Raw genomic sequence first — 22460 nt, 5'->3', positions numbered from 1 at the left:
GTGGACGAACTGAGTAAGTATCTGTGCAGCAGTAGCTACGCGAAAGACAACGGCATTCTGTACTTCGACGGCGACGTGTACGTCCGCGACGACGTGCCGGCGTTTGCCCTGCTGGAGATGCGCCGGGTTCTGGAGCGTTCTTTCGTTCCCGTCACCCTGGCGGCGGAAGCCTTTGACGAGATGCTGGCGAAAATCTGGCAGCAGAACAGCGGCGTATCGCAGCAGCTGGTTGACGACATGGATGCGGATATCGATCTGATGGCGTTAACCGAAGAGATCCCCGACAACGAGGATCTGCTGGATAACGACGAAAACTCGCCGGTGATCCGCCTGATCAACGCCATTCTCGGCGAGGCGGTGAAGGACGGGGCGTCGGATATTCACATCGAAACCTTCGAGCGCACCCTGAGCATCCGTTTTCGCGTCGACGGCGTGCTGCGCCCGGTGCTGCAGCCCGCGCGCAAGCTCGCGCCGCTGCTGGTGTCGCGTATCAAGGTGATGTCGAAGCTCGACATCGCTGAAAAACGTCTTCCGCAGGATGGCCGTATTTCACTGCGCATCGGCCGCAAGGCGATCGACGTGCGCGTCTCGACCATTCCGTCGCAGTACGGCGAGCGCGTGGTCATGCGTTTGCTGGATAAAAGCAATCTCAAGCCGGATATCAACAAGCTCGGCCTGATTGATGAAGAGCTGGAAAAATTAAAGGGGCTGATAGACCGCCCGCACGGCATTATCCTGGTCACCGGGCCCACGGGCTCCGGTAAAAGTACCACCCTGTACGCCATTCTTTCGGCGCTGAACGGCCATGAACGCAACATCCTGACCGTTGAAGATCCGATTGAATATGAGCTTGAAGGGGTGGGGCAGACGCAGGTTAACCCGCGCGTGGACATGACCTTTGCCCGCGGGCTGCGCGCCATTTTGCGCCAGGACCCGGACGTGGTGATGATCGGCGAGATCCGCGACGGCGAAACTGCACAGATTGCCGTGCAGGCGTCGCTGACCGGTCACCTGGTCATGTCTACGCTGCACACCAACAGCGCCGCGGGGGCGATTACCCGCCTGCGCGATATGGGGCTGGAGTCGTTTTTAATCGGTTCATCGTTACTCGGTGTCATTGCCCAGCGTCTGGTGCGTCGGCTGTGTTCCCACTGCCGCACCACCAGTCCGCTGGATGATAATGAAAAAGCCTTGTTCAGCTTTATGGACACCCCGCCGAAGGCGATTTATCGCGCGGTCGGGTGCGAGCACTGTCGCCAGAGCGGCTACCAGGGACGCGCGGGCATTCATGAATTTCTGGTGGTCGACAGCGCCATGCGCCGCGCCATTCATGAAGATAAAGACGAAATGTCCATCGAAACGCAGCTCTTCAAGCAGGCCTACAGCCTGCGCGAGAACGGGCTGCTGAAGGTGATTAGCGGCGTCACCTCCCTTGAAGAGGTAATGCGCGTCACCGCCGAGCGCGGAGGGGACGAGTAATGGCCTTCTACGCCTGGACGGCGACGGACGCGGCGGGGAAAACCCGTCGCGGCACACTGCAGGCCGAAGGGCAAAAGCAGGTTCGCCAGATGCTGCGCGAACAGAAGCTGATGCCGGTCAGCATTACCGAGACCCGTGAAAAAGCGGTGACCGGGAAAGCCGCCACCGGGGCGAAGCTCTCCACGCCGGTGCTGTCGATGTTTACCCGCCAGCTCTCCACGCTGGTGAACGCCGCGCTGCCGCTGGAAAGCGCGCTCAAGGCGATTTCCAAACAGACTGAAGACAAAAAGCTGGCGGCGATGGTGGTGGACATTCGTGAAAAAGTGGTAGAAGGGCATACGCTTTTCGACGCCTTCAGCCAGTTTCCGCGCACCTTCGACAAGCTCTACTGCACGCTGGTGATGGCTGGGGAAAAAACCGGCCACCTGGGCGACGTGCTGGAAAAGCTGGCGGAGTACAACGAACAGCGCCAGAAGATGAAAAGCAAGCTGACCCAGGCGATGGTCTACCCGATCACCCTGACGGTGGTGGCCATCGCGGTGATCAGCATTTTGCTGGTGGCGGTGGTGCCGCAGGTGATCGAGCAGTTCACCCACATGAAGCAGCAGCTGCCGATCACCACCCGCACGCTGATTGCGGTGAGCGATTTCCTCCAGGCCTACGGGATTTTTATCGCCGGGGGGCTGGCGGGGGCGTTCGTCGGATTCAAAGCCTGGGTCAGAAACGCCAAAAACCGCTTTAAGTGGCACAGCTGGCTGGTCAACGGCTCACCGATTAAGAAGCTGGTGTGCGCTATCAACAGCGCCCGCTATATCCGCACGCTCAGTATTTTGCAGGCGAGCAGCGTGCCGCTGCTGGAAGGGATGTATATCGCGATGGACGGTATCGAAAATCTCTACGCCCGGCAGGTGCTGGAGCAGGCGGCCGACACCGTGCGCCAGGGGGCGTCTCTATATGCCGCGCTGGAGCAGGCGAAATTATTCCCGCCCACCATGCTGTATATGATTGCCTCCGGCGAAGAGAGCGGTGAATTAGGCAATTTAATGGATCGCGCGGCTGAAAATCAGGAATCGGCTTTACAACATCGAATTACATTAACGCTGTCGGTATTTGAACCGGCGCTGGTGGTATCCATGGCCACGATTGTTTTATTCATCGTGCTGTCAATATTACAACCGCTTCTGCAACTTAATAATATGGTAGGTTAAATCAATGGCTATTAAACGTAAAAACCTGGCTCGCCAGGCGGGCTTCACTTTGCTCGAATTAATGGTGGTAATTGTTATTCTCGGCGTGCTCGCCAGTATGGTTGTGCCTAATTTAATGGGCAATAAAGAGAAAGCCGACGCCCAGAAAGCCACCAGCGATATTGTCGCCCTCGAAGGCTCGCTGGATATGTATAAGCTGGATAACCACCGCTATCCAACCACCGAGCAGGGCCTTCAGGCGCTGGTCACCAAGCCAGAAATCGCGCCAATCCCGAACGGCTACCGCGCGGACGGCTATATTCGCCGCCTGCCGCAGGATCCGTGGGGCAGCGATTATCTGATGGTGAGCCCGGGTGAACACGGTGCGGTAGACGTATTTTCCGCAGGCCCGGACGGCGAAGCGAATACCGCCGATGACATCACCAACTGGTCACTCGATAAAAACGCGAAATAATGAAAAAGCAGCGCGGCTTTACGCTGCTGGAAATTATCCTGGCGCTGGTGATATTTGCCAGCTGCGCCATGATGGTGGTGTCCACTATTCCCTCGCGTAGCGGTGCGGATATATTTGGCCAGCAGCTAAAAGCCCTTGTGGATTATGGTTCAGACCGCGCGGTGATGGACGGAAATATCGTCGGGTTAGTCATTACCACGGATAAATATCAGCTGGTGACGTTAAAAACCGTTAAGGGCGAGCGTCAGTGGGTGCCTTTATCCGCCGGGCGAATTATGACTAACGGCGCTTTTCCCGAAGAGATGCACGTCTCGCTCTCTCCGCAGCGTCTGGCCGCCACGGTGGACGCCGAGCCGCAAATCGTCTTTTTACCGGACGGTGAGATTGGTCGCTTCACGCTGACGCTGCAAAGCTACGACAAACAGCACCATTTCCGCGTGGTGTCGCAGGGCGCGGCTCCCGTGTCGGTAGAGAACGATGACTAAACGCAAAGCAAAACAGCAGGGGATGACGCTGCTGGAGGTGATGGTCGCGCTGGTGATCTTCTCCACCGCGGCGCTGGCGCTGATGAACTCCGTGTCCCTGAACGTGCGTTTTACCCACGGCCTGAGTGAAACGCTGCAGGCGAGCTGGGTGGCGGAAAACGTGCTTGCACAAGCGAAGCTCAGCCAGAGCGACTTCCCGGACGCCGACGAGCAGGGAACGGAAATCATGGGCGGGCGCAGCTGGAACTGGCACAAGCAGCGGGTCAAAACCGCCAGCAGCGGCTGGGCCAATGAAGTCCGCGTTTACGCCGAAGGCGATGAAAGCCAGCCGGTTGTAGCCCTGCAAATCATTCCGCCAGAAGAGAAGGTGGGCAAGTGAAAAAGACGCGACGCCAGCGTGGCTTCACCCTGCTGGAGATCATGATCGCCCTGACGATTTTCGCGGTGATCAGCACCCTGGCCTGGCAGATCCTGGACGGCGCGATGCGCACCAGCTCGGCCACCGATGCCAGTGCGGCAAAGCTTAACCAGGTGCAGCGCGCCTGGAGCCTGATGGAGCGCGACTTCTTCCAGCTTCAGGGGCGTGCGCCGCGCAATGAATCCGGCGTTTTCGTGCAAACCGACGACGCCATCGAGCTGACCACGCTGAACGGCGTGAGCGGCACCGTCCAGCTGGAGCGCGTGCGCTGGCGGCTGGAAGAGGGGCGTCTGTATCGCGACATCTGGCCGGCGATTGACGGCCCGCAGAGCGTGAAGCCCGAAGAGGTGCCTGTCGTCAACGACGTGAAATCGATGAAGTGGCGCTTTTACAGCAAAGGCTGGCAGAAAAGCTGGACCGACAGCACCCGCCAGCCCGACGGCGTGGAGGTGACGCTAACGATGGAAAATGGCGATAGCTGGCGCTGGATCTTTACCACGCCGGGGGACATGCCTGCCGTGACCGCGCCGCCTGCCCCAGAGAAAAAAGAGAGCCCGTCCAGCGCCGCGCCGCAGCCGGCGGGGCAGGCCGCACCGGGAGCCCCGCAATGAGCCGAACGGACAAACAGAAGGGCGTCGCCCTGCTGGTGGTGCTGATCCTGCTGGTGATGATGTCGGCGCTGGCGGCCAAAATCAGCCAGCAGTTTTGCCGCAGCCTGCAAAAGACGCACTACCAGGTGAGCCAGCAGCAGCTGCGCTGGGCGATGCAGGCGCAGGAAAAGGCCGTCAAAGACCTGCTGCAAACGCAGGCCAGCGGGGAAAGTAAAGCCCTCGCGCCGGACGGCGACTGGCATCAGCCGCTGGAAACCCGGGGCGATAACTACACCGTCGTCGGCCAGGTCGAAGACGCGCAGAACTGCTTTAACGTCAACAACCTGCTGGCCGAAGATAAAGCCCCGGCGGGTAAAGACGCCCCGGCGGCGGCGGTGGAAAAACCGCGTAAAGAGCAAATCGTCGAGCAGATCCTGACCGACAGCGGCGTGAGCCCGTCCGGCGCCGAAGAGATTTATCTCCAGTTGGTGGATTACCTCGACGGGGATTCCGTCACCGTAAAAGAGGGCGCCGAGAGCGACGCCTGGGCCGGTGTTGTCCCGGCTCGCCAGCCCGCCAACCAGATGATGCGCAATATCGCGGAGATCAAGCTCCTGCCCGCGTTCCCGGCGGCGGCCTATCCGAAGGTGAGCAAGCTTCTCTGCGCCCTGCCGGACTACGCCAGCAAGGTGGACGTCAACACGCTCAAGCCCGAGCAGGCAGGGGTGATGGCGGCGTTCTTCCCCGGAAAGCTGACCGAAGAGGACGTGAAGCGCCTCATCGACTCTCGCCCGGAAGCGGGCTGGGAGAGCATGGAGGCCTTTACCCAGGTGCTGGAGCTGAACTTTCCGCAGCTGAAAGACGATTTGCCGAAGGTGGCGGAGGAGTTTGCCATTAACAGCCGCTATTTCCGCGTTGACTATACCGGCAACACGGACGATTTGACGCTGCTCGCGGTCAGCCAGCTTCAGGTGAACAACGAAGCCGGTGAGATTGTGACGTGGCAGCGTCGTTACCGAATGATTGAATAACAAAAGTCGATATCTATGAAACAGGTGCTTTTTATTCGTCCCGACAGCCGCGAGGACGGGAAATTATGGTGGTGCGAGTCCGGTAGTCAGCAGGTTGAATCGCTGGAGAACATGGCTGAACTCAGCACCCTTGCCGGACATCCTCTGGCGGCGCGCGTCTGTCTGCTGCTGCCCGCAGGGGAAACCGTCTTCCGCCACTTCACGCTGCCGAAAAAAGGGATGAACGCCCAGACGGCGGCGTTCTCCTGGATGGCGGAAGAGACGCTGATTGGCGACGTGGACGGCCTGCACTGGACGGTGCTCGGCAAAAAAGGGCGCGAGGTTGACGCCGTGGCCATTGACGCCGCGCGCCTGCGCCACTGGCTCGAGCGCTTCAGCGCCGCCGGGCTGACCGTGGTGCAGGCGGTGCCGGATGCCTGGCTGCTGCCGGTGTCTGCGGGCGGCTCCACGCTGGTATCGCTGGAAGATAACTACTGGCTGCGCCTGTCTCCGGCGTCGGCCGGCGAAGTGGATGCCACCCTGCTGCCGCTGCTGATGCAGAAAGCCGGGGAGGGCGAGGTGTGCTGCTACGGCGACGCGCCTGCGGGAGTCGAGGTGGACGAGCGCCTGGCGTGGGTTCACCCGCTGGTGCTGATTCAGACCCAGTGGCAGGCGAGCCGCGTGAACCTGCTGCACGGAGAGTTTGGCCCCCGCAGCGCCGGCAACGGCCTGCCGAAAGGCCTCAAGGTGGCCATCGCGGCGGCGGGGCTGCTCTCCCTTGGCCTGCTGCTGGGCCCGCGCGCCGCTCTGGCCTGGATGCTGGTGCAGGAAGAGAACCACGTTCAGCAGGAGATTGTGCAGGTGTATCAGCACCACTTCCCGAGCATGCGCCAGCAGACCAACCTCAAATATCACTTTGGACAGAACATCAAGAAACAGCCTAAGGGCATCTTCCTGCAGCTGGATGAGCTGGAGCAGGCCAAACGGGCGGTTCCGGCGCTGGAAATCAACCAGGTGGAATACGACGCCGCGCAGGGGGGGCTTGTCCTGAGCGTGACCGCGCAAGATCAGCAGTCGCTGCAGACGTTCATCAACCAGACCCGCGCAGGCTTTGATTTTTCGCTCCAGCCTGTTTCAAGAGAGGCGCCGTATACCGCCATGATTACAGGGAAACATAAATGAAAGAGAGAGTCGCGCAGCTGAAAGCGCGTTATCAAAATTACAGCGCCAGGGAAAAAACATTATTAAAAAACGGTGCCGCAGCGTTGTGCTGCGCCGCGATTTATTACGCAGGAGTGATCCCTTTGGATAATATGATTCAAAGCAGTAAAACCACGCTGGCTCGTCAAACCGAAACGCTGAACTGGATGCGTACGGAAATTGATAAAAACCATCTCCAGATGCTGCAGGTAAAAACGGATAATCCGCGCAGCGTGGTGGAAAATAGCGCGCACGAGATTAATGTCTCATTAACGGACGTCCGTCAGGACGGGCAAACCCTCTCTTTCGTGGTGGGGCGCGTGAATGTCTATGAATTAAAAAACTGGCTGCGCGAAATAAACCAGACGTCGGGTATTCGTTTGCAGAAAATGAACCTCACGCCGGTTGACCATATCAGCGACGTGAAGGCCGAAATTCAGCTGACCTGGAAAAAACTGGCATGAATACCTTCGTACTGGTACGTGAGGTTTACCCGGTTGGGTTCCCCGTCATGAGTGCAGTGCTGGGGGCGATAACGGGCAGTTTTCTCGGCGTGGTGGCGGAGCGCGTTCCGCCGATGGTGATGGACGAGGAGGGATGCGGCAATTTACTCTTTCCCGCCTCGCACTGCCCGGCGTGCCAGCATGCGCTCTCTGCCTGGGAAAACATCCCGCTGCTGAGCTGGCTGCTATTGCGGGGCCGCTGCAGCCGGTGCCGCACGGCGATCCCGCTACGGATCTTTTTGATTGAGCTTTTTACCGCGCTGTTCTTTGGCGTCACGGCCTGGTCCGTTCCGGGCATTCAGACCCTGTTCTCGCTCTGGCTGCTGGCCGCGTTTTTGCTGCCGCTGGCGCTGATCGACGGCAAACACCAGCTGCTGCCGGATTGCCTGACCCAGCCCCTGCTGTGGGCCGGGCTGCTGATTGCGACGCTGGGCAACACGCTGCCGCTGCGCGATGCGCTGTACGGTGCGGTGGCGGGGTATCTGTCGCTCTGGCTGGTGTACTGGGGATTTCGCCTGGCGACCGGGCGCGAAGGGCTGGGTTACGGTGATTTTAAGCTGCTGGCCGCGCTGGGCGCCTGGTGCGGGTGGCAGGCATTGCCCTCTATTGAATTAATTGCGGCGCTTTGCGGCATTGTCGGTTATTTCGCATGTCATAAAGCAAATAAAAATAACCAAACTATCTCTTTCGGCCCGTATTTATCTCTGGCAGGTCTCGCCGTGTTTATTGCCCAGGCGTTTGCTGTCACATTCTGAATATTTCGGTCAAGTTTTTTATCGCTTTTTTTCGCCGGGAAAAGGAAAGGAAGATGCTTTTTCTTGCGTGTATCGTACCGGGCATAAGCCAAAAGGAAAGTGAGCTTGTGACTGTTTAGGGAGGAATATAACCCGTCAACGTTTTTTGGTTACGATCCACAAATACTTTTTTAGATTGAGTTTTTAAATACATTCCATGAGCTCAAGGAAGTCATGGGTCATTATCGTTCACGTATAAATTTATCAGGAAATAGAAATGAATTTTATGAAGCCTAAATATCTGGCGCTCTTTATTGCGGCGGCAACAAGTTCGGCGTTCGCCGCGGCGCCAGGTACACCTTCTCTTACTTCCGGCAATGACAAGTTTGCGCTGGTAGAAGTCGATCAGGCGGCTCAGGATTACAATAACCTTATTAAAGTTCACAACGACGGTGTGGACGTGAAGGTTGAGTGGAACGTCTGGAGCGGTGATGCGCCAACGTCCGCAAAAGTCCTGCTGGACGGCCAGACCGTGTGGACCGGCGCAGGTAGCGCGGCGGGCTCTGCGACCTTCAAAGTGAAGAAAGGCGGTCGTTATCAGGAGCAGGTTGAGCTGTGTAATGACAGCGGCTGCACCAAAAGCGCCAGCAAGCTGATCATCGTGGCAGACACCGACGGTAGCCACCTGCTGCCAATGAACACGACGCTGCTTGAAAACAACAAAACCTTCTCAAAACACACCGATAAAGTGGTTGGCGCTTACTTCCCGGAGTGGGGCGTTTATGACCGCAACTTCTCTGCGGACAAAATCCCGGTCGCGAACATCAACCACCTGCTGTACGGCTTCATCCCAATCTGCGGCGGCGACGGCATCAACGACAGCGCCAAATCTTCCGGCGCGCTTGAGTCTCTGAAACGCGCGTGTGCAGGCCGCCCTGACTATACCGTTGCTATCCACGATCCGTGGGCAGCGCTGCAAAAACCTCAGTCCGGCGTGTCTAACTGGGACGACCCGTACAAAGGTAACTACGGTCAGCTGATGGCAATGAAAAAAGCCCATCCAGACCTGAAAATTCTGCCTTCTGTAGGCGGCTGGACGCTGTCTGACCCGTTCTTCCAGATGGACAACAAAGTTCTGCGTGACCGTTTCGTGGGCTCTGTTAAAGAGTTCCTGAAAACCTGGAAAGTGTTCGACGGCGTAGATATCGACTGGGAATTCCCTGGCGGCGGCGGTGAGAACGCCAGGCTGGGTAACCCGGCAACCGATAAAGCCACTTACACTGCGCTGATGCACGACCTGCGCGCCATGCTGAACGAACTGTCAGCAGAAACTGGCCGCACCTATGAGCTGACCACGGCGATTGGCGCGGGCAAAGACAAGATTGAAGACGTTGATTACAACACTGCCCAGCAGTACATCGATCACATCTTCCTGATGAGCTACGACTACTACGGCGCGTGGAGCAACACCGAGCTGGGTCACCAGGCTGCGCTGTACGGTGCTTCCTGGAAACCAGACACCAACTACACCACGGAAAACGCGGTGAAAGCGATGCTGGATCAGGGCGTGCAGCCGGGTAAAGTTGTTGTGGGTGCGGCAATGTATGGCCGCGGCTGGACTGGCGTTCACGGTTACACCGGCGACAATCCATTCACCGGTACCGCAACGGGCGCAATCGCGGGCTCATGGGAAGCAGGCATCCTGGATTATCGCGATATCGTGAACAAGATGCTGGGTAAACCAGGCTGGGAATACAAGTACGACACCGCGGCGGAAGCGCCATACCTGTTCAACAAGTCTACCGGCGAGCTGATCAGCTATGACAACGCCCGTTCTGTTGAAGCGAAAGGCAAATACGTGCTGAACCACAACCTCGGTGGTCTGTTCGCATGGTCTATTGAATCCGACAACGGCGACATCCTGAACGCGATGAACGAAAGCCTGCTTGGTAGCGGCTCCACGCCTGTTGACCCGGTTCCGACCAACCACGCTCCGGTCGCGTCCGCCGCTGACATGACCGTGACTGGCCCGGCTACCGTGACGCTGGACGGCTCTGCCTCTTCCGATCAGGACGGCGATGCGCTGACCTACAAATGGACGCAGGTTTCCGGTTCTTCCGTCACCCTGACCAACAGCACCAAAGCGAAAGCAAGCTTCAGCGTACCTGCGGTATCCAGCAACCAGACGCTGGTGTTCCGCCTGACCGTGACCGATGCGAAAGGTCTGAGCAGCTCAATCGACGTGCAGGTTGTTAACAAAGCACCTAAGGCCAACCAGGCGCCTGTTATCAATGCGATGGACAACGTTACCGTTGAATCCGGTGAAACGGTCTCTCTGCATGCCCAGGCAACCGATCCTGACGGCGACGCGCTGACCTACAGCTGGAGCGTACCGGCAGACATGAACGCGACCGGCACTGATTCTGCAAACGTGCGTATCACCGCCCCGGAAGTCGCGAACGCGTCTACCTATACGCTGAGCGTCATTGTTTCCGACGGCAAAACCAGCGTGCAGTCTAACGTTCAGGTCACGGTGAATCCGAAAGCCGCGGAGCCGGTTGACGAAGACACTAATCCGTCTGATGAAGGCACCAACCCGTCTGACGAAGGCACCACGCCATCTGACGAAGGTACCACGCCAGCTACCGGCAGCTGCGATGCGCCAGTGGATGCTAACGCGAGCAAGTACGTTGCCTGGTCTGCGACCAAGGTTTACAACAGCGGCGATACCGTCAGCTCCGACAACCTGGTATGGAAAGCGAAGTACTGGACTCAGGGCAACAAGCCTGGCTTCGACGTTGACGCATGGGAACTGGTCAGCCAGGTGAAAATGAACTGGCGTTCAGACAAGGTCTACAACGGCGGTGAAACCACGACCTTCGAAGGTAACGTTTACCGTGCGAAGTGGTGGACCCGCGGTGATAAACCGGGCAACAGCGATGTATGGGTGAAAGAAGGCGCGTCTGCGGACTGCAAATAATCTTCTGAACCTGACGTTACGGGTGTGATATCCACCCGCAACGGTTGACCGCACCCCGCTTCGGGTGCGGTCAACAACCCTCATTATGATTTGTGCGCAAGGAGAGAGTGGGAAAGTCAATTAGCAGGTAAATCAAATGAAACGCCTCATCTTTTTATTGTTAATCATTAGCCAGAGTGCAATGGCAAACTGTTGGGACAAAGCCGCGCATTATTATCATGTCGACCCCTACTTATTATTTGCGATTGCCAAAGTGGAATCGGGTATGAACCCCCACGCGGTAGGCTGGAATCACGACGGTTCACGCGACGTGGGTCTGATGCAAATTAATAGCTCTCACTTTAGTGAATTAGAACGCCACGGCATTGATGAATATCGGTTAATAACCGAGCCGTGTACCTCAATCATGGTTGGCGCATCCATATTATCCAACATGATTAAAGTCTATGGATATAACTGGGAAGCTGTCGGTGCTTATAACGCCGGCCTGAAAAAAGAGAATTATCCACAGCGAATGATGTATGCCCACAAGGTGTGGACGAAGTACCAGCAAATAAAATCACGTCAATCTTACGTGTACTGATTTTTATTTTTTGAAGAGTACCTGACGGTGTTCTTCAGAAAGTAAAAAAGAATCGCCTTCTCAGGTTTATTTATTAATGGACTAATACATAAGCCGGGAAAGCATCCACCATTGTTGCTTATATACAGGATTATTTGAAATGACTAAAAGGACATTACTGAGCATTCTCGTAGCGGGGGCTTGTGTGGCACCGGTTATGGCTCAGGCTGCAACGTTACAGGCGACCAGCAGCGAACCTTACACCATGAAAGCCAGCGACCTGGCTAAAAAGGAAAAAGAGCTTACCGATTTTCCGCTGATGAAGTCGGTGAAAGATACCATCCGTACGCTGGACAACAGCACGGTCGAGCAGATCGAGCCTGGCAAAGCGTCCAACCCGGACAACGTTAAGCGCGTTGAAGGTATCCTGAAAGAGAGCGACTGGGAATATCTGTTCCCTCTGCGCGCGAAGGATTACAGCTACAGCAACTTCCTGAAAGCCGTGGGTAAATTCCCGGCACTGTGCGACACCTACAAAGACGGTCGTGACAGCGACGCTATCTGCCGTAAAGAAATGGCAACCATGTTCGCGCACTTCGCGCAGGAAACGGGCGGCCACGAAAGCTGGCGTCCAGAAGCCGAATGGCGTCAGGCGCTGGTGTATATCCGCGAAATGGGCTGGACCGAAGGTCAGAAAGGCGGTTATAACGGCGAATGTAACCCCAGCGTGTGGCAGGGTCAGACCTGGCCGTGCGGGAAAGACAAAGACGGCGACTTCCTGAGCTACTTCGGTCGTGGCGCAAAACAGTTGTCTTACAACTACAACTACGGCCCGTTCTCTGAAGCCATGTACGGCGACGTAAAAGTTCTGCTCGAAAAACCAGAACTGGTTGCTGACACCTGGCTGAACCTGGCAAGCGCCATCTTCTTCTTCGCCTATCCACAGCCACCGAAACCAAGCATGTTGCAGGTTATCGACGGCACCTGGCAGCCAAACGATCACGATAAAGCCAACGGCCTGGTTCCGGGCTTCGGCGTGACCACGCAGATCATCAACGGCGGCGTGGAGTGCGGCGGCCCGACTGAGATTGCGCAGTCTGAAAACCGTATCAAATACTACAAAGAATTCGCCAACTACCTGAAAGTTCCTGTTGCGGCTAACGAAGTGCTGGGCTGTGCCAACATGAAGCAATTCGATGAAGGCGGCGCTGGCTCTCTGAAAATTTACTGGGAGCAGGACTGGGGATGGAGCGGTGATACGCCGGACGGTAAGACCTACTCTTGCCAGCTGGTGGGCTATCAGACGCCGTTCAGCGCGTTTAAAGAAGGCGACTACACCAAGTGTGTACAGAAGTTCTTTAACGTCAACATCATGAACGACGACGGCTCTGCGACCACGCCAACGGACGAAACGCCTGCGGACACTACGCCAGCAGACACCACGCCAGCGGATACGACTCCGGCGGAAGACACTACCCCGGCAGATACTACGCCCGCGGAAGACACCACCCCGGCGGCGGTGAACCACGCGCCAGTGGCGCAGATCGCAGGCCCCATCGGTGCTGTAGAAGCGGGGGCGCAGGTTTCCCTGAGCGCTGAAGGCTCTACCGACGAAGACGGCAACAAGCTGACCTACACCTGGCGCTCCCAGGACGGCCAGACGGTGTCCGGCGAAGATAAAGCGGTTGTCACCTTCAACGCGCCAGAATCGGCAACGGCACAGCAGTATGAAATCAGCCTGACCGTCAGCGACGGCGAACTGAGCAGCAGCACCACCTACCTGCTGAACGTGAAAGCGAAAGCGGCGACCCCATCTCAGGATGAAGGCACCTCTGGCTCTTACGCGCCGTGGAGTGCGAACAGTAAGTACAGCGCGGGCGATATCGTGAACAACCACGGTAAACTGTTCCAGTGCAAACCGTTCCCTTACAGCGGCTGGTGTAACAACGCTCCGGCGTACTATGAACCCGGCGCAGGCCTGGCATGGTCCGACGCCTGGACAGCGCTATAAAAAAGCAAACGGCAACCGAAAGGTTGCCGTTTGCTTTTTTATACCCTCTCCCCGTGGGAGAGGGCCAGGGTGAGGGCATCAGGCCGCACCCGCCTAACTACCGGTGCAGCTTCCCGTGATCCCGCAGCCACGCCGCCGTGCGCACAATCCCGTCATCCAGCGTCACAATCGGCTTATACCCCAGCTCGTTCTCCGCGCGGGAAATATCCAGCGTAAAATCAAAGTTAAGCTTCGACACGCCGTAGTGCGTCAGGGCCGGCTCTTTGGCGGATTTATTGCCGAAACGCTCCATGCTTCGGGCAATCATGTCCAGCATCGGATAGGGAACGGAGCGGATGCGGCACTGGATCTGCAGCTCGTCAATCAGCCGCTGCACGATGCTTCGCAGGGTGCAGGGCTCGCCGTTGGTGATGTTATACGCCCGGCCCGACACCAGCTTGTCGCACTCGCTCTGGCTTGCCAGCCACATGGCGTGAACCGCGTTTTCGTAATAGGTCATGTCCACCATAGCGTCGCCGCCGCGCGGCAGCAGCACGCTACCGTAGTGGTGCATCATCTGCGCCAGGCGCGGAATAAACACTTTGTCGTGCGGTCCGAACAGGCTTTGCGGACGCAGCACGGTAAAGCGCGTGTGCGGGTTCGACTGCGCCAGCAGGTCGATCACCTCTTCGCTGGCGGCCTTACTGCGGGCAAACTCGCAGGCAAACCGCGCCGGACGGAAATCTTCCTGAATATCGCGATGGTGGTGATAGTCGAAATAGAGCGACGGGGAGGAGATATGAATAAAGTTGCGCACGCCCCAGGCCACGGCCCACTCGCCCAGACGGCGGGTGGCGCGCACGTTCGCGAGATCGAACGCTTCCTGCGTGCCCCACGGGGAGGTAAAGCTGGAGCAGTGCCACAGCGTATCGATACCGGCGAGCATCACCTTCGCCTGGGAGGAAACCAGCTCCGTCAGGTCGGCATGGACAAACTCTGCGCCCATTTTTTGCAGCAGTTTACCCATCGCTTCGTTGCGACCGGTAGCCCTGACGCTAATGCCCTTGTTGCGCAGAAACTCGACCGCGTTTCGGCCCAAGCCGCTGGTCGCACCGGTAACCAGTACCTTCATATCGATCCACTGTGTTGAAAAAGAATTTCGTGCGCATTCTTCCGTGAATTACGCCCGTATGCAATGGGAAAGGTGAAAGATTAAGAGTTTTATTTAGCGACCGTCGTCCGTTTGTTCCGCGAGCTGCGCGATGCGTTTCGCCATCCCGCGGAAGATAAACAGATGCGCCGGGATCATCAGCAGCCAGTAGAATAAACCCGGCATGCCGTGGGGATGCCACCATGCGCGAACGTCCAGCTCGCGATGGCTGCCCTTGTCTTTAAGCGTAAAACAGAGCCGCCCCAGCCCCGGGGCTTTCATGCCAAACAGCAGCGCCAGCTGCTTTTCCGGCTCCACGATAATCACCTTCCAGCTGTCGACGGTATCGCCCACCTCAAGATACGGATGCGCAGGGCGGCCTTTCGCCAGCCTGTGCCCCACCAGCAGATCCAGCGCGCCGCGCGTCTGCCAGAGGATATTGCCAAAGAAGTAGCGCTCTTTGCCGCCAATCTGGTTCACCACCGCCCACAGCGAGGCCAGGCTGGCCTGGGTTTTCACCGTGCAGCCCGCCTGCTTCGGGTAATAGCCGTATTCCGGCCGCCAGCGGGCAAAGGCCTGGGCGTCGTACCCCCAGTCGCTGGAGTTCACCAGCTTCTCTTCTTCTTTCAGGGTATTGCGCACCGCGTCGTCAAAGCGGATCAGCGTCTGGGGGATCAGCGCGCGCAGTTCGCGATCGTCCGCCAGCAGATCGTGCTTCAGCCCCTGGATCAGCGCTTTGGCCGTGGTGGGCGGCACGGAGGTAATGACGTTTAAAAACCACACCGAGATCCAGCTGGTAGGGAAGGGAACGGGCACCAGCAGGCGCCGACGCCCGCTGACCTGCATAAAATGCTCGAACTGCTGCTGATAGCTCAGCACTTCCGGCCCGGCCGCTTCCAGCACGCGGTGCTCTGCGGCGGGATGGTTCAACAGCTCCACCAGATAGTGCAGCAGGTTCTCCAGCGCAATCGGCGTGGTGCGCGAACGCACCCAGCGCGGCGGGGTGAGCACCGGCAGGTTGTAGACCATATCGCGCATCACCTCGAAGGCGGCAGAGCCCGCGCCGACGATGATCCCGGCGCGCAGCTCGGTGAGGGGAATGTTCGCACTGCGCAGGGTGTCCGCGGTCAGCTGGCGGGCGCGTAAATGGTCGGACTGTTCATTTTCGGGGGCCTGCAATGAGCTTAAAAAAATCACCTGCTTAACGGGGGACTGCAGCAGGGCATCGCGCACGTTCATCGCCGCCTGACGCTCGTGGGCGATAAAATCCCCGCCTTCGCCCATGCTGTGAACCAGGTAGTAAAGCGTGTCTACCCCTTCCAGCAGCGTGGGCAAGTTCTGCGGCCAGCTTAAATCCACGCTGTGGCAGGTGACGTTGGGCAGGTTGAGCTTTTGCAGGCGTTCCACGCTGCGTGCCGCCGCCAGCACCTGATGCCCGTGCTGGCTTAACGCCGTGGTCAGATGCTGACCGATATAGCCGCTGGCGCCGAGCACCAGAATACGTTGCGGCACGTTACGCTCCTTCTTAACGCTGTAAAAATGCCTGCCAGTGGCTGACCACTTCCGCAAGCCGATCGCGGCTGACGTCCAGATGCATCACCAGGCGCACCACCGGCGAGGCGTTGATCAGCACGCCGCGCGCCTTCATGAACTCGCCCAGCGCGGCGGCGTTGTCATCGCCAACGCGCACGAACAGCATGTTGGTGTCGTGACGCATCACGTCTGCGCCAATCTCACGCAGCTGCGCGGCCATCCAGGCGGCATTGTCGTGATCCTCTTTCAGGCGGGCAACGTTGTTTTTCAAGGCATACAGACCGGCCGCCGCCAGAATGCCGGCCTGACGCATCCCGCCGCCGGTCATTTTGCGCCAGCGGTTGGCGCGCTTGATGTAATCCGCATTGCCCACCAGCAGCGAGCCAACCGGCGTGCCGAGCCCTTTGGAGAGGCAAATGGTGAACGAGTCGCAGTACTGCGCGATCTCTTTCAGCTCGCAGCCATATTCCACCACGGCGTTAAAAATACGCGCGCCGTCGACGTGCAGGCCCAGATTGCGCTCGCGGGTAAATTCCCACGCCGCTTTCAGGTACTCGCGCGGCAGCACTTTGCCGTTGTGGGTGTTTTCAATGCTCAGCAGCCTGGTGCGGGCGAAGTGGATATCGTCGGCTTTGATCTTCGCCGCGACCTTATCCAATGGAAGGGAGCCATCCGCCGCGGCATCAATCGGCTGCGGCTGAATGCTGCCAAGCACCGCCGCGCCGCCCGCTTCGTACAGATAGTTGTGCGCGCCCTGGCCGACGATATACTCCTCGCCGCGCTCGCAGTGGCTCAGCAGCGCCACCAGGTTCGCCTGGGTCCCGGTCGGCAGGAACAGCGCGGCCTCTTTGCCGCTCAGCTCGGCGGCATAACGTTGAAGCGCGTTAACCGTCGGGTCGTCGCCGTAAACGTCGTCCCCGACCGGGGCGGCCATCATCTCTTCGAGCATGGCGCGCGTCGGTCGGGTCACGGTATCGCTGCGTAAATCAATCATTGCACATCCCTTTAATTTTAGAGGTAATGTGCAACGTTTTACCTGAGCCAGTTGGTTTTTGCCAGTTCGATCACCTCGTCTCCGCGGCCGCTGATAATGGCGCGCAGCATATAGAGGCTAAAGCCTTTGGCCTGCTCCAGCTTGATCTGCGGCGGGATCGCCAGCTCTTCTTTGGCAACCACCACGTCCACCAGCACCGGGCCGTCGATGGAGAAGGCGCGCTGCAGCGCTTCGTCCACTTCGGAGGCTTTCTCCACGCGGATACCGGTAATGCCGCAGGCTTCGGCGATACGGGCAAAGTTGGTGTCGTGCAGCTCGGTGCCGTCGGTGAGATAGCCCCCGGCCTTCATCTCCATCGCCACAAAGCCCAGCACGCTGTTGTTAAAGACCACAATTTTGAGCGGCAGCTTCATCTGCACGACGGACAGGAAGTCGCCCATCAGCATGCTGAACCCGCCGTCGCCGCACATCGCCACCACCTGACGCTCCGGCGCGGTGGCTTTTGCGCCCAGCGCCTGCGGCATGGCGTTCGCCATCGAGCCGTGGTTGAACGACCCGAGCAGGCGGCGCTTGCCGTTCATCTTGAGGTAGCGGGCCGCCCAGACGGTTGGGGTGCCGACATCACAGGTGAAGATGGCGTCATCGTCGGCGAAGTGGCTGATCTGCTGCGCCAGATACTGCGGGTGAATGGCTTTGTCGCTCGGTTTGGCGAGATCGTCCAGCCCTTTACGCGCGTCGCGGTAGTCGCTGAGGGCTTTGTCGAGGAATTTACGCTCGGTTTTTTCCTCAAGCAGCGGCAGCAGGGCGGCCAGAGTGGATTTGATATCGCCGATCAGCGCCATGTCCACCTTGCTGTGCGCCCCGATGCTCGCCGGGTTGATGTCGATCTGAATGATTTTGGCATCCGACGGATAGAACGCGCGATACGGGAACTGGGTGCCGAGCAGAATCAGGGTGTCGGCGTTCATCATGGTGTGGAAGCCGGACGAGAAGCCAATCAGCCCGGTCATGCCGACGTCGTAGGGGTTGTCGTACTCGACGTGCTCTTTTCCGCGCAGGGCGTGAACAATTGGCGCTTTGAGCTTTCCGGCAAATTCCACTAACTCTTTATGCGCGCCCGCGCAGCCGCTGCCGCACATCAGGGCGATATTGCTGGAGTAGCGCAGCAGCTGCGCCAGCTTTTTCAGCTCCTCTTCCGCGGGCGTCACCACCGGCTGCGGAGCGTGATACCAGTGGGTGCTGGCAGTTTCCGGTGCGGCCTTCAGCGCCACGTCGCCCGGAATCACCACCACCGAAACACCGCGATTCAGGATCGCTTTGCGCATGGCAATCGCCAGCACCTGAGGGATTTGCTCGGGCGAAGACACCAGCTCGCAGTAGTGGCTGCACTCGCGGAACAGCTCCTGCGGGTGCGTTTCCTGAAAATAGCCGCTGCCGATCTCGGAGGAGGGAATGTGTGCGGCAATCGCCAGCACCGGAACGTGGTTGCGATGGCAGTCAAACAGACCGTTGATCAAATGCAGGTTTCCCGGCCCGCAGGAGCCTGCACACACGGCAAGCTCGCCCGTCAGCTGCGCTTCGGCGCCTGCGGCAAAGGCGGCGACCTCTTCATGGCGCGTCGGCATCCATTCGATCGTTTTCATTTTATTGAGGCTATCGCTTAAGCCGTTCAGTGAATCCCCGGTGACGCCCCAGATGCGCTTCACGCCAGCCTGTTCGAGCGTTTTTGCTATGTAAGCCGCTACGGTTTGTTTCATGGTTGTCCATCTCCTTTTTGTGATATCGCTTACAAGCTTAGAAGAAAGTCACCGTATTGCCCGCCTTACCCCCTCATTAAAAGGTGGTTTTCAAATGTAACTATTCGGCATAATCTTTCTGTACCTCGGGTAAAAACAGGAATAATTTCAAATGGTTAAATCAATGTTAATTGCTGTTAATAAAAAGCTAGCGTGCGACGATCTCGGCAAACTCTTGTTACGACTTGCCGTAGGCGGGCTGATGCTGTTTCACGGCCTGCACAAGCTGTTTGGCGGCGTGGGTTTCATCAGCGGAATGCTGGTGGCAAAAGGATTACCGGGGTTTATCGCCTACGGCGTCTTAATCGGTGAAGTGGTGGCGCCCATCCTGATTATTCTCGGGATTTTCACCCGCCCGGCGGCGCTGGTGCTGGCCTTCACCATGGTGGTCGCCTGGCTGATGGTGGGAACTGGCAAAACCTTCGCGCTGGACGCGGTAGGCGCCTGGGCAATTGAAAGCCTGGTCTACTTCTTTATCGGCTCGCTCGCCGTGGCGTTTTTAGGGGCAGGGCGATACGCGATGGGGAAAGATCCGGCCTGGCGATAAGGGCAACAAACGCCCGGCGAACCGAGCCCTGGAAGTGCAAACACATGCAACGTAGGTCGGGTAAACGCAGTGCCACCCGACAAAAAAAGCCCGGCAGCGCGAACGCTCACCGGGCTTTTGTCATTGACTGAAACTACGCGAGAACAAGATCGCCCTGCGGATGGCAGGAACAGGCCAGCACGTAGCCTTCGGCGATCTCCGCCTCCGTCAGCGTCATGGTGCTGGTGACGCGGTATTCACCGTCCACCACTTTCGTTTTGCAGCACCCGCACACGCCCGCGCGACAGGCGGCAACCACGGGCACGCTGTTGCTCTCCAGCGCTTCCAGCAGCGTGGATCCCACGCGACCAAAGAAGGTCTTTGCAGGCTGCAGCTTGGTGAATTTAATCCCGTTGGTCGCTGCTTCCGCCACCGGCGTGAAGAACTGTTCTTTAAAGAAGCGGGTCACGCCAAGCGCTTTCACGTCTTCCTCAACGATGTCCATATACGGCGCCGGGCCGCAGGTCATCACCGTGCGCGATGCGATATCCGGCACGCTTTGCAGCAGCTCGCGGCTCAGGCGGCCGGACACAAAACCGTGGGTTGCGTTATTTTCGGCCACCAGGGTGACGGGGTAGTTGCGCCATTCCTCGGCAAAAATCACATCCTCCGGGGAGCGAACGCTGAAAATCACCTGCACATCTGCCTGAGGGCGATGTTTCGCCAGCCAGCGGCGCATCGACATCACCGGGGTCACGCCGCAGCCCGCCGCCAAGAGCAGGAATTTATCCTCGGTCTTATCGTCGCAGGTGAAATCACCCTGCGCGTCGGACAGCCAGATATAATCCCCGCGCTTCACGTCGCGCGTCAGCCACCCGGAGCCCGCACCGTCGTCAATGCGACGAACGGTGAGCGTGATGTACTCGCTCACGCCCGGCGTTGAAGAGATCGTGTAGGCGCGCAGGGTATCCGCAGAATTACGCACGCTGACCAGCGCATACTGACCCGCACGGTACGGATAATAGTCATGGCACAGCAGCGAGAGCGTCCACACGTCCGGCGTTTCCTGATGGATGTGGTGAACCTGCATCCGCCACGGGCATTGTGGGGTTGGCATCGTCATGAATCGCTCCTTACGCGCTCAGCAGCTGCTGCATATCTTCTTCAACGGTGGTCACGGAACGCAGACCAAACTTCTCGTTCAGCACCGCCAGCAGGTCTGGCGTCAGGAAGCCAGGCGCCGTCGGGCCGGTCACGATGTTGGTCACGCCCAGAGAGAGCAGGGTCAGCAGAATGACAATCGCCTTCTGCTCGAACCATGAAAGCACCAGCGACAGCGGCAGATCGTTCACGCCGCAGCCCAGCTTCTCCGCCAGGGTCACGGCCAGAATAATCGCCGAGTAAGCGTCGTTACACTGGCCCGCATCCACCAGGCGCGGCAGACCTTCGATATTGCCGAAGTCCAGCTTGTTGAAACGGTACTTACCGCAGGCCAGGGTCAGGATCAGGCAATCTTCCGGCACGCTGGTGGCGAAATCGGTGAAGTAGTTACGCTCCCCGCGCGCGCCGTCACAGCCGCCAATCAGGAAGATGTGGCGCAGCTTTTCACGGCTAACCAGGTCAATTAAGGAATCCGCCGCGCCGAGCAGGGTTTCGCGACCAAAGCCGACGGTGATCAGGTGTTCGATTTCGCTGTACGGGAAGCCCGCCATCTGCTGCGCCTGGGCGATAACCGGGCCGAAGTCGTCGCCTTCGAGGTGGCTCACGCCCGGCCAGCCGACGATGCTGCGGGTCCAGATACGGTCGTCATACGCGCCCACGGTCGGGTCGATGATGCAGTTAGAGGTCATCACGATAGGGCCTGGGAAGCGTGCGAACTCAACCTGCTGGTTCTGCCAGCCGCTGCCGTAGTTACCCACCAGATGTTTAAACTTGCGCAGCTCCGGGTAGCCGTGCGCGGGCAGCATTTCGCCGTGGGTATAGACGTTTACGCCGGTGCCTTCGGTCTGCTTCAGCAGGTTGTAGAGATCTTTCAGGTCGTGGCCGGAGATCAGGATGCACTTGCCTTCGGTCGCCTTAACGTTCACCTGCGTTGGCGTCGGGTGGCCGTAGGTGCTGGTTTCACCGGCGTCCAGAATGCTCATCACCTTGAAGTTCATCTGGCCTATTTCCATTGAACACTCCAGCAGAGCGTTCATGTCGGAAGGCCAGGTGCCGAGCCATGCCATGATTTTATGGTATTGCGCGTAGATGTCGTTGTCGTACTGGCCGAGAACGTGCGCGTGCTCCATATAGGCCGCAGCGCCTTTCAGGCCGTACAGGCACAGCAGGCGCAGGCCGAGAATGTTCTCGCCAATCGCCGCTTTGTCTTTGTTCGGGGTAAATTCTGCCGCCTGACGCTGCAGGTCGCCCAGATCGTCGCTCACCAGCTGAAGCTCAGACATCGGGTTATCCACGCGCGCGCCGGCGTCCGCGCTCAGGCACTGGGCCTTCAGCGCTTCGCGCAGGGCGATGGCTTCGCGGGCGTAACCGACGATGCGCGGGGAGTCGAAGTTAACGTTGGTCAGCGTAGAGAAGAACGCGCGCGGCGCGAAGCTGTCCACGTAGTGGTCAACGATCCCGTATTCGCGGGCCTTAAACGCCCATGCGGAGAGGCCTTGCAGGGAGGCAATCAGCAGATCCTGCAGGTCTGACGCTTCTGCCGTTTTGCCGCACATACCTTGCGCGTAGGAGCAGCCATTGCCTGCCGGAGTACGGATAGTTTGTTCACATTGCACACAGAACATAATCACACCTGTTAAAGTTATATTTAATATACATGTTTAAGGTTATGCCTGAGCCAGAACGG

The 22460-nt window shown here is 58.4% G+C and carries 20 protein-coding genes; 14 read left to right on the top strand and 6 right to left on the bottom strand.

All coding sequences use genetic code 11. From position 1 onward, the window contains the following. The 13 genes from gspE (at position 1) to AB6V08_RS03615 (ending at position 13634) form a co-directional block, all read left to right on the top strand. On the top strand, positions 1-1479 hold the full coding sequence (gspE, locus tag AB6V08_RS03675; protein WP_368541414.1) for a type II secretion system ATPase GspE: 1479 nt from the start codon (positions 1-3) through the stop codon (positions 1477-1479). Beyond that, a complete protein-coding gene (gspF, locus tag AB6V08_RS03670) occupies positions 1479-2687 on the top strand; it encodes a type II secretion system inner membrane protein GspF (protein WP_368541413.1) in 1209 nt (402 codons plus the stop codon). The genes gspE and gspF overlap by 1 nt, the downstream gene beginning before the upstream one ends. Before the next feature lie 4 nt (positions 2688-2691). Beyond that, positions 2692-3141: a type II secretion system major pseudopilin GspG gene (gene gspG / locus AB6V08_RS03665; protein ID WP_234674577.1), complete on the top strand. Its 450-nt coding sequence runs from the start codon at positions 2692-2694 to the stop codon at positions 3139-3141. Beyond that, positions 3141-3626 (top strand): type II secretion system minor pseudopilin GspH, encoded by a 486-nt coding sequence (gspH, locus tag AB6V08_RS03660; protein WP_368541412.1) that lies wholly within the window; start codon positions 3141-3143, stop codon positions 3624-3626. Before gspG ends, gspH begins: the two co-directional genes overlap by 1 nt. Then, positions 3619-4005 carry a type II secretion system minor pseudopilin GspI gene (gene gspI / locus AB6V08_RS03655; protein ID WP_368541411.1) on the top strand — a complete coding sequence of 129 codons (387 nt, stop codon included), beginning with the start codon at positions 3619-3621 and terminating at the stop codon, positions 4003-4005. Before gspH ends, gspI begins: the two co-directional genes overlap by 8 nt. Further along, positions 4002-4655: a type II secretion system minor pseudopilin GspJ gene (gene gspJ / locus AB6V08_RS03650; protein ID WP_368541409.1), complete on the top strand. Its 654-nt coding sequence runs from the start codon at positions 4002-4004 to the stop codon at positions 4653-4655. Before gspI ends, gspJ begins: the two co-directional genes overlap by 4 nt. Then, positions 4652-5665 carry a type II secretion system minor pseudopilin GspK gene (gene gspK, locus AB6V08_RS03645; protein WP_368541408.1) on the top strand — a complete coding sequence of 338 codons (1014 nt, stop codon included), beginning with the start codon at positions 4652-4654 and terminating at the stop codon, positions 5663-5665. The genes gspJ and gspK overlap by 4 nt, the downstream gene beginning before the upstream one ends. A gap of 15 nt (positions 5666-5680) precedes the next feature. Further along, positions 5681-6826 (top strand): type II secretion system protein GspL, encoded by a 1146-nt coding sequence (gene gspL / locus AB6V08_RS03640; RefSeq protein ID WP_368541406.1) that lies wholly within the window; start codon positions 5681-5683, stop codon positions 6824-6826. Beyond that, positions 6823-7308, top strand: a complete 486-nt coding sequence (gspM, locus tag AB6V08_RS03635) for a type II secretion system protein GspM (protein ID WP_368541405.1) — start codon at positions 6823-6825, stop codon at positions 7306-7308. Before gspL ends, gspM begins: the two co-directional genes overlap by 4 nt. After that, the gene (locus AB6V08_RS03630; RefSeq protein WP_368541404.1) at positions 7305-8102 is read left to right on the top strand and encodes an A24 family peptidase; all 798 of its coding nucleotides are present in this window, start codon (positions 7305-7307) and stop codon (positions 8100-8102) included. Before gspM ends, AB6V08_RS03630 begins: the two co-directional genes overlap by 4 nt. A gap of 256 nt (positions 8103-8358) precedes the next feature. Beyond that, entirely contained in the window at positions 8359-11061 is a 2703-nt protein-coding gene (locus AB6V08_RS03625; RefSeq protein ID WP_368541403.1) for a glycosyl hydrolase family 18 protein, read from the top strand. A 136-nt stretch (positions 11062-11197) separates the two neighbouring features. After that, positions 11198-11644: a type III secretion system invasion protein IagB gene (gene iagB / locus AB6V08_RS03620; protein ID WP_368541402.1), complete on the top strand. Its 447-nt coding sequence runs from the start codon at positions 11198-11200 to the stop codon at positions 11642-11644. Positions 11645-11783: 139 nt separating this feature from the next. Continuing rightward, complete coding sequence (locus AB6V08_RS03615) at positions 11784-13634, top strand: glycoside hydrolase family 19 protein (protein ID WP_368541400.1); 1851 nt, start codon at positions 11784-11786, stop codon at positions 13632-13634. Between the two features lie 97 nt (positions 13635-13731). Here the strand turns inward: AB6V08_RS03615 and AB6V08_RS03610 are convergent, their stop codons facing one another. The 4 genes from AB6V08_RS03610 to poxB form a co-directional block, all read right to left on the bottom strand. After that, positions 13732-14745: an NAD-dependent epimerase/dehydratase family protein gene (locus AB6V08_RS03610; protein WP_368541399.1), complete on the bottom strand. Its 1014-nt coding sequence runs from the start codon at positions 14743-14745 to the stop codon at positions 13732-13734. Between the two features lie 93 nt (positions 14746-14838). After that, positions 14839-16275, bottom strand: a complete 1437-nt coding sequence (locus tag AB6V08_RS03605; protein ID WP_368541398.1) for an SDR family oxidoreductase — start codon at positions 16273-16275, stop codon at positions 14839-14841. Positions 16276-16288: 13 nt separating this feature from the next. Then, positions 16289-17290 (bottom strand): low-specificity L-threonine aldolase, encoded by a 1002-nt coding sequence (ltaE, locus tag AB6V08_RS03600; RefSeq protein WP_368541397.1) that lies wholly within the window; start codon positions 17288-17290, stop codon positions 16289-16291. A 38-nt stretch (positions 17291-17328) separates the two neighbouring features. Continuing rightward, positions 17329-19047, bottom strand: coding sequence for a ubiquinone-dependent pyruvate dehydrogenase (poxB, locus tag AB6V08_RS03595; RefSeq protein WP_368541395.1), 1719 nt, complete (start codon positions 19045-19047; stop codon positions 17329-17331). 151 nt (positions 19048-19198) lie between these two features. Here poxB and AB6V08_RS03590 point away from each other — a divergent pair, with 151 nt between their 5' ends. Beyond that, positions 19199-19633, top strand: a complete 435-nt coding sequence (locus AB6V08_RS03590) for a DoxX family protein (protein ID WP_368541393.1) — start codon at positions 19199-19201, stop codon at positions 19631-19633. 133 nt (positions 19634-19766) lie between these two features. Here AB6V08_RS03590 and hcr read toward each other — a convergent pair whose 3' ends face one another. Together hcr and hcp are read right to left on the bottom strand one after the other, a co-directional pair. Then, on the bottom strand, positions 19767-20735 hold the full coding sequence (hcr, locus tag AB6V08_RS03585; protein ID WP_368541392.1) for an NADH oxidoreductase: 969 nt from the start codon (positions 20733-20735) through the stop codon (positions 19767-19769). 10 nt (positions 20736-20745) lie between these two features. Continuing rightward, positions 20746-22398 (bottom strand): hydroxylamine reductase, encoded by a 1653-nt coding sequence (gene hcp, locus AB6V08_RS03580; protein WP_368541391.1) that lies wholly within the window; start codon positions 22396-22398, stop codon positions 20746-20748. Between the last annotated feature and the right edge of the window lie 62 nt (positions 22399-22460).

Origin of the sequence: Enterobacter soli, from assembly GCF_964208575.1 — a bacterium.
Classification (GTDB): domain Bacteria; phylum Pseudomonadota; class Gammaproteobacteria; order Enterobacterales; family Enterobacteriaceae; genus Enterobacter; species Enterobacter soli_A.
Note: the sequence above shows the minus strand (reverse complement) of the source record. Positions and strands in the feature narration are given on the sequence as shown.

Bases quoted from the DNA above. Each gene is read 5' to 3' on its own strand.
- gspF (WP_368541413.1), top strand. From the start codon at position 1,479: ATGGCCTTCTACGCCTGGACGGCGACGGACGCGGCGGGGAAAACCCGT.
- gspG (WP_234674577.1), top strand. From the start codon at position 2,692: ATGGCTATTAAACGTAAAAACCTGGCTCGCCAGGCGGGCTTCACTTTG.
- gspH (WP_368541412.1), top strand. From the start codon at position 3,141: ATGAAAAAGCAGCGCGGCTTTACGCTGCTGGAAATTATCCTGGCGCTG.
- gspI (WP_368541411.1), top strand. From the start codon at position 3,619: ATGACTAAACGCAAAGCAAAACAGCAGGGGATGACGCTGCTGGAGGTG.
- gspK (WP_368541408.1), top strand. From the start codon at position 4,652: ATGAGCCGAACGGACAAACAGAAGGGCGTCGCCCTGCTGGTGGTGCTG.
- gspL (WP_368541406.1), top strand. From the start codon at position 5,681: ATGAAACAGGTGCTTTTTATTCGTCCCGACAGCCGCGAGGACGGGAAA.
- gspM (WP_368541405.1), top strand. From the start codon at position 6,823: ATGAAAGAGAGAGTCGCGCAGCTGAAAGCGCGTTATCAAAATTACAGC.
- AB6V08_RS03630 (WP_368541404.1), top strand. From the start codon at position 7,305: ATGAATACCTTCGTACTGGTACGTGAGGTTTACCCGGTTGGGTTCCCC.
- AB6V08_RS03625 (WP_368541403.1), top strand. From the start codon at position 8,359: ATGAATTTTATGAAGCCTAAATATCTGGCGCTCTTTATTGCGGCGGCA.
- iagB (WP_368541402.1), top strand. From the start codon at position 11,198: ATGAAACGCCTCATCTTTTTATTGTTAATCATTAGCCAGAGTGCAATG.
- AB6V08_RS03615 (WP_368541400.1), top strand. From the start codon at position 11,784: ATGACTAAAAGGACATTACTGAGCATTCTCGTAGCGGGGGCTTGTGTG.
- AB6V08_RS03610 (WP_368541399.1), bottom strand. From the start codon at position 14,745: ATGAAGGTACTGGTTACCGGTGCGACCAGCGGCTTGGGCCGAAACGCG.
- ltaE (WP_368541397.1), bottom strand. From the start codon at position 17,290: ATGATTGATTTACGCAGCGATACCGTGACCCGACCGACGCGCGCCATG.
- poxB (WP_368541395.1), bottom strand. From the start codon at position 19,047: ATGAAACAAACCGTAGCGGCTTACATAGCAAAAACGCTCGAACAGGCT.
- AB6V08_RS03590 (WP_368541393.1), top strand. From the start codon at position 19,199: ATGGTTAAATCAATGTTAATTGCTGTTAATAAAAAGCTAGCGTGCGAC.
- hcr (WP_368541392.1), bottom strand. From the start codon at position 20,735: ATGACGATGCCAACCCCACAATGCCCGTGGCGGATGCAGGTTCACCAC.
- hcp (WP_368541391.1), bottom strand. From the start codon at position 22,398: ATGTTCTGTGTGCAATGTGAACAAACTATCCGTACTCCGGCAGGCAAT.